Origin of the sequence: Streptomyces panacea, from assembly GCF_040560175.1 — a bacterium.
Classification (GTDB): Bacteria; Actinomycetota; Actinomycetes; order Streptomycetales; family Streptomycetaceae; genus Streptomyces; species Streptomyces panacea.
Genome location: NZ_JARJHW010000285.1, coordinates 1 through 6,136 on the forward strand (window position 1 = coordinate 1; position 6,136 = coordinate 6,136).

The following is a 6,136-nucleotide window of genomic DNA, read 5'->3' on the forward strand; positions in this document are numbered from 1 at the left end:
ACTCACCCTCTCGGGCTTTCCTCCGGGCTTCCCTTCGGCCTTACGTTTCAAACAGTATCAGGCCTTTTCGCTTTCCCTGACCATCTCTTCCGCAGGCATGCGGAAGCCGTATCCGAGAGAGTTTGTGACTTGATGGGTGCTGCCGACCGCCGACTCGAAGTCGGTTAAGGGCCAGGCAGGAGTACGACAGTACATGCCGCCCCGGGGGCAGGCAAATCGTTTTCGGTACGTCGGGGGACCCGCCAACTGGCAGCTCTCGGGCGGAACCGTCACTTCATATGACTTACGCTTCTGAACGGTACGTCGTCCATGACAGGTAGTGACGACGGCAGACGAATCTCCGCCCCCTGGGAGGCTCCCCATGACCAGCGTGACGTCCCCACTTGCTGGACGCGCCATCGGACTCGCGGCTGTACCGGACCCGGTGTTCTCCGACGCGATGGTGGGTCCCGGTACCGCGATCGATCCCGTACGCGAGCCGTCCGAGGCCGTCGCGCCGATCGACGGCATCGTCGTCTCCCTGCATCCGCACGCTTTCGTCGTCCTCGACTCCGAGGGGCACGGGGTGCTGACCCACCTCGGCATCGACACCGTCCAGCTGAACGGCGCCGGGTTCGAACTCCTCGTGAACAAGGGGGACACCGTGACGCGGGGGCAGGGCGTCGTGCGGTGGAACCCCGTCGATGTCGAGGCCGCCGGGAAGTCTCCGGTGTGCCCGGTGGTGGCGCTGGACGCGAGCGTCGAAGCGCTGTCCGACGTCGTCCAGGACGGCGAAGTGAAGTCCGGCGACGCGCTCTTCGGCTGGCAGTGACCTCCGCGACATAGCCGTCACGGCCGCCGGCCGTCATGACCGGCGGTCAGTTCATCAACCGCGGCGATCCGGTCGGTCGCCGCACAACCGGAGACGGGTGCAATGCAGACAACGCTGCGAGGCGTCGGCGTCAGCCACGGGGTGGCTATCGGCGAGGTTCGGCACATGGGTACAGCGGTTCTCGAACCGCCGGCCAAGCAGATTCCGACCGAGGAGGCCGAGCGCGAACAGGGGCGTGCCCGCCAGGCCGTCGAGGCCGTGGCCGCCGACCTGATCGCCCGGGGCAATCTGGCCGGCGGTGAGGCACAGGGGGTGCTCGAAGCACAGGCCATGATGGCCCAGGACCCGGAGCTCATGTCCGACGTGGACCGGCGTATCGCCGTCGGGAGCACCGCGGAGCGTGCCGTGTACGACGCGTTCGCGTCCTACCGGGCGCTGCTCGCGAGCGCCGGTGAGTATCTGGCGGGCCGGGTCGCCGACCTGGACGACGTGCGGAACCGGATCGTGGCGCGGCTGCTCGGGGTGCCGATGCCCGGTGTGCCCGACAGCGACGAGCCGTACGTACTGATCGCGCGTGACCTGGCTCCCGCCGACACGGCGCTGCTCGATCCGACGCTGGTGCTCGGTTTCGTGACCGAGGAGGGCGGGCCGACCAGTCACAGCGCGATCCTCGCGCGTCAGCTGGGGGTGCCCGCCGTGGTGGCGCTGCCCGGTGCCGGTGAGCTGGCCGAGGGCACGATGGTCGCCGTCGACGGCAGTACCGGTGAGGTCTTCGTCGAGCCGAGTGCCGACAAGCGTGCCGAGCTTGAGAAGTCCGCCGCGGCGCGGCGGGCCGCGCTGGCGGCCTCCTCCGGGCCGGGTGCGACGTCCGACGGGCACAAGGTGCCGCTGCTGGCGAACGTCGGTGGTCCCGCCGATGTGCCGGCGGCCGTCGAGGCGGGTGCCGAGGGTGTGGGGCTGTTCCGTACCGAGTTCCTGTTCCTCGACGACAGCGAGCGGGCGCCGTCGGAGGAGAAGCAGGTCGCGGTCTACCGCCAGGTGCTGGAGGCGTTCCCCGAAGGCCGGGTGGTCGTACGGGTGTTGGACGCGGGCGCCGACAAGCCGCTGGACTTCCTGACCCCGGCCGACGAGCCGAATCCGGCGCTCGGTGTGCGTGGGCTGCGGAGTCTGCTGGAGCACCCGGACGTACTGCGGACCCAGCTCACCGCACTGTCGAAGGCCGCCGAGGGTCTGCCGGTGTATCTGGAGGTCATGGCGCCGATGGTGGCCGACCGCACCGACGCCAAGGCGTTCGCCGACGCGTGTCGCGAGGCGGGGCTGAACGCCAAGTTCGGGGCGATGGTGGAGATTCCGTCGGCAGCTCTGCGGGCGCGCTCGGTGCTTCAGGAGGTCGAGTTCCTTTCGTTGGGGACCAACGATCTCGCGCAGTACACCTTCGCCGCCGACCGCCAGGTGGGTGCGGTGGCGCGATGGCAGGACCCGTGGCAGCCCGCGCTGCTGGATCTGGTGGCGATGGCGGCGGACGCCGCCGCGGCCGAGGGCAAGAGCTGTGGCGTGTGTGGTGAGGCGGCCTCCGATCCGCTGCTGGCGTGTGTGCTCACCGGGCTCGGTGTGACGTCGCTGTCGATGGGCGCCGCGTCGATCCCCTACGTACGGGCGACGCTGGCGAAGTACTCCCTGGCGCAGTGCGAGCGTGCCGCCTCCGCCGCGCGCGCGGCGGACACCGCCGAGGGTGCGCGGTCGGCCGCCCGGGCGGTGTTGTCCGGCGAGTGACCGGTCCGCGTTCGAGGAGCTTCCCGTCGCACCGCGGCGGGAAGCTCCTCGCGTTTCAGCGGTGGATGTCGGCGTCGCCGATGCCGAGGTCGAAGCCCGCGCGGTACTCCACCCCCGGCTCCGGGGAGAGCGGTTCGCCGGTGTCCGCGTCGGTGCAGTAGGCGCTGAAGACCTGACCCTCGCTGAGCGGTGCGAGGCCGCTGCCCCTGAGCCGCCAGCCGTGGAGCCGGTCAGGGGCGCCGGGCCCTGTCGTACGGAGCACGACTCCCCCGTGGCTGTCGAGTGCGATGCCCGCCGCGAGGACGGTCACGAACTCCGCGCTCTCGGACGCGTCGAGCAGGGCAGGTCCGGTGCCGGGCCGTTCCACATGGAGGGCCGCGAGGAGTTGCTCGTCCGGGGCCGGGACGCTGCAGACGAGGTGGTGCGTGCCCGGTCCGGCCCGCTCGATCAGCTGCGTCAGGAGCCGTGAGGCGCGGTCGAACGAGGCGCGTCCGATGTCCACGCCGCAGTCGGCGCAGTCCCCCAGATCGGCGAGGACCATCGTGGCGTACTCCCAAGTGGCCCTGCGGACAGCGGTGTTCACCAGCTTGGTGACGAGGCGTTCGACGGGCTGTCCGGTGTAGGGGACGACGGCGCCGCCCGTCGCCGCGATACGTGCCGTGAAGCGGCTGCGGCTGACGGCGGTGTCCGGGTCGAGCCCGGTCTCCGCGCAGTACTCGGCGAACTCCTCCGGGTCGAAGAGCGCGACCGCGGTGTGCGCTCCCTCGGTGGCGAGGGTGCGGAGCAGTCCGTCGATCTGTCGCAGGTACCTCCGGTGGTCGTCGAAGGTGAAGCTGCGGTAGCGCCGCATGGCGGCGAGGTCCTGCTCGTCGGCGAGCAGCCCGACGGTGCACGGCACGTCGCGGCGCAGCGCGCGCCGTTCGCCCCGTGCGCGCCTCGACGTGGCCGCCGGGCCCGTCCGTCCGGGCCGTTCGGTCCGTCCGGTGGTGCCGCGGTCCTTGCGGTTGGTGTTCTTTCGATTGGTGTGCGCCATGACTCCCCCTGAGCACTGTCGATCACTGCTCACTCAGAGTAATCGGGGGGTCTGACAATGAGGCCCGGCTAGCCTCGTGCCTCGCGACGCTCCCGGGCCAGGGACTCGTAGAAGTGCAGCAGTTCGAGGTTGTCGACCGAGCCGGGGTTCACCGCCTTGGCCAGCTCCGTGCCCTGGAGCAGGCGCTTCACCGGGACTTCGATCCGCTTGCCGGTGAGGGTGTGGGGGACGGCCGGGATCTCGATGATCGTGTCCGGGACGTGGCGCGGCGAGAGTTCCTGGCGGATGGTGGCCTTGATCCGGGCACGCAGGGTGTCGTCGAGTACGGCGCCTTCGGCGAGGTGGACGAAGAGTGGCATCCAGTAGCCGCCGTCCGGTTCTTCGAGGCCGATGACGAGGGATTCGCGGATTTCGGGGAGGCGTTCCACGGCTTCGTAGATGTCGGCCGAACCCATCCGTACGCCTTGGCGGTTGAGGGTCGAGTCGGACCGGCCGTGGATGACGACCGAGCCTCGGTCGGTGAGGGTGATCCAGTCTCCGTGCCGCCAGACGCCGGGGTACATGTCGAAGTAACTGTCGTGGTAGCGGCTGCCGTCCGGGTCGTTCCAGAACCTGACGGGCATCGACGGCATGGGGTTGGTGACGACGAGTTCACCGACCTCGTCGATGACCGGTTCGCCCTGCGGGTCCCAGGCCTGGAGGTCGGTGCCGAGGCAGGGCGCCTGGAGTTCGCCGATGTGGACGGGGAGCGTGGGGACGGCTCCGGCGAAGCAGGTGCAGACGTCGGTGCCGCCGCTGACGGAGGCGATCCACAGGTCGTCGGCGACCTCGTCGTGGAGCCAGCGGAATCCGTCGGGCGGCAGGGGCGAGCCGGTGGTGGCGACACAGGCGATCTTGGACAGGTCGTGGTCGCGGGCGGGATGCACGTCCGCCTTGCCGCAGGCCATCACGTATGCGGCCGAGGTGCCGAAGAGGGTGGCTCCGGTCCGCTCGGCGACGCCCCACTGGGCTCCGGTGTCGGGGTAGCCGGGGCTGCCGTCGTACAGGACGATCGTCGTTCCCGTGAGCAGGCCGGAGACGAGGAAGTTCCACATCATCCAGCCGGTGGAGGTGTACCAGAAGAAGCGGTCGTCGGGGCCGAGGTCGCAGTGGAGGCCGAGCTGCTTGAAGTGTTCGAGGAGGATGCCGCCCTGGGACTGGACGATGGCCTTGGGGAGGCCGGTGGTGCCGGAGGAGTACAGGACCCAGAGGGGGTGGGCGAACGGGACCTGCTCGAAGACCGGTTCCTTGTCGGCGGAGGTGAGGGCGGACCAGTCGAGCGCGCCCTCGGGGGCGGGGTTGCCGAGGAGGGGGATGTGCACGACGGCGCGCAGGGTGGGCAGTTCGGCGCGGAGTTCGGCGACGGTCGCGGTGCGGTCGTGTTCCTTGCCGCCGTAGCGGTAGCCGTCGACGGCGAACAGGACGACGGGCTCGATCTGCTGGAAGCGGTCGAGGACGCTGCGGGCGCCGAAGTCCGGTGCGCAGGAGGTCCAGACGGCTCCCACGGCGGCGGCGGCGAGGAAGGCGACGACGGCCTGCGGGACGTTCGGGACGTAGCCGCTGACACGGTCGCCGGGGCGTACGCCGAGGGCGCGCAGCTCGGCGGCGAGTGAGCCCACCTGGCGGCGCAGTTCCGCCCAGCTGACGGGCGTGGGTTCCTGGGTCTCGTCCACGTGCAGGAGCGCGGGTTCGTCGGCGCGCGCCGGGTCGTCGGCGGTGCGCAGGGCGTGCTCGGCGTAGTTGAGGGTGGCGCCGGGGAACCACTCGGCGCCGGGCATGGCGCGTGAGCCGAGTACGCGTTCGTACGGGGTGGAGAACCGTACGTCGAACCAGTCGGCGACGGCCGTCCAGAACGTTTCGAGCTCCGTGACCGACCAGTGGTGCAGCGCCGCGTAGCCGCCGTCGGCGGGGGCCCCGTACCGCCCGGCCGCCCATGCCTGGAACTTGGTCACGTGGGCCGCCGCGATCCGGTCGGCGTCCGGCTGCCACAGTGGCGCTGGGCTGGCTGCTGAGGTCATGCGGGGGCTCCCGGGGTGGCTCGACGCGTGGTGTGCGTGGGGCGCGCGCACGCGTGTGGAGGTGCGCCCCGGCTCCCACGGACGATGCCATGTGATCGTCCTTCGCACCAGACAGACTCCCGCTGACGCCCGCCGACGCGCCTGGACGGGGCGTGGGCGACATGTGGCCGCACCACGGGTGAACGGGAGTTGAACGCGGCCGGTTCGGTCTCCGCCGGATGGCAGGCTGAGCAGCATGGACGGTCGTGAACTGCTGCGCTCGATGAAAGATGCCGGTTCGGTACGGGGGATGCGGACGGTGCGGTCGGCCTGGCGCCGTCGGCGTACGGACGAGCGGGATCTGCCGGCGCGGGGCGCGGAGCGGGCCAGGGTGCCCGGACCTGTGCGCGGTGCGGAGCCGTTGGCGGGGGGCGGGATCGTCCGGTTCGCGCGGGCCGAGCTGCGGGTGTGGGTGGCGGTGGG

At 70.8% G+C, this 6,136-nt stretch carries 5 protein-coding genes; 3 read left to right on the plus strand and 2 right to left on the minus strand.

The window, feature by feature from the left end:
• The first annotated feature begins 361 nt into the window (after window positions 1-361).
• Entirely contained in the window at window positions 362-811 is a 450-nt protein-coding gene (locus tag P3L51_RS34490; RefSeq protein ID WP_354609308.1) for a PTS sugar transporter subunit IIA, read from the plus strand.
• A 102-nt stretch (window positions 812-913) separates the two neighbouring features.
• Complete coding sequence (gene ptsP, locus P3L51_RS34495) at window positions 914-2,584, plus strand: phosphoenolpyruvate--protein phosphotransferase (RefSeq protein ID WP_354609309.1); 1,671 nt, start codon at window positions 914-916, stop codon at window positions 2,582-2,584.
• Between the two features lie 55 nt (window positions 2,585-2,639).
• Here the strand turns inward: ptsP and P3L51_RS34500 are convergent, their stop codons facing one another.
• Window positions 2,640-3,617 carry a DUF8829 domain-containing protein gene (locus tag P3L51_RS34500; protein ID WP_354609310.1) on the minus strand — a complete coding sequence of 326 codons (978 nt, stop codon included), beginning with the start codon at window positions 3,615-3,617 and terminating at the stop codon, window positions 2,640-2,642.
• A 68-nt stretch (window positions 3,618-3,685) separates the two neighbouring features.
• A complete protein-coding gene (locus tag P3L51_RS34505; RefSeq protein WP_354609311.1) occupies window positions 3,686-5,674 on the minus strand; it encodes an acetoacetate--CoA ligase in 1,989 nt (662 codons plus the stop codon).
• A gap of 235 nt (window positions 5,675-5,909) precedes the next feature.
• On the opposite strand from P3L51_RS34505, the gene P3L51_RS34510 reads away from it, so the two are divergent.
• Window positions 5,910-6,136 (plus strand): hypothetical protein (locus tag P3L51_RS34510; protein WP_354609312.1); only part of this gene is annotated, 227 nt, incomplete at its 3' end.

What these genes read in the sequence shown, in the direction of transcription:
- P3L51_RS34500 (WP_354609310.1), bottom strand. Translation starts at nt 3,617, where the DNA reads ATGGCGCACACCAATCGAAAGAACACCAACCGCAAGGACCGCGGCACC.
- ptsP (WP_354609309.1), top strand. Translation starts at nt 914, where the DNA reads ATGCAGACAACGCTGCGAGGCGTCGGCGTCAGCCACGGGGTGGCTATC.
- P3L51_RS34505 (WP_354609311.1), bottom strand. Translation starts at nt 5,674, where the DNA reads ATGACCTCAGCAGCCAGCCCAGCGCCACTGTGGCAGCCGGACGCCGAC.
- P3L51_RS34490 (WP_354609308.1), top strand. Translation starts at nt 362, where the DNA reads ATGACCAGCGTGACGTCCCCACTTGCTGGACGCGCCATCGGACTCGCG.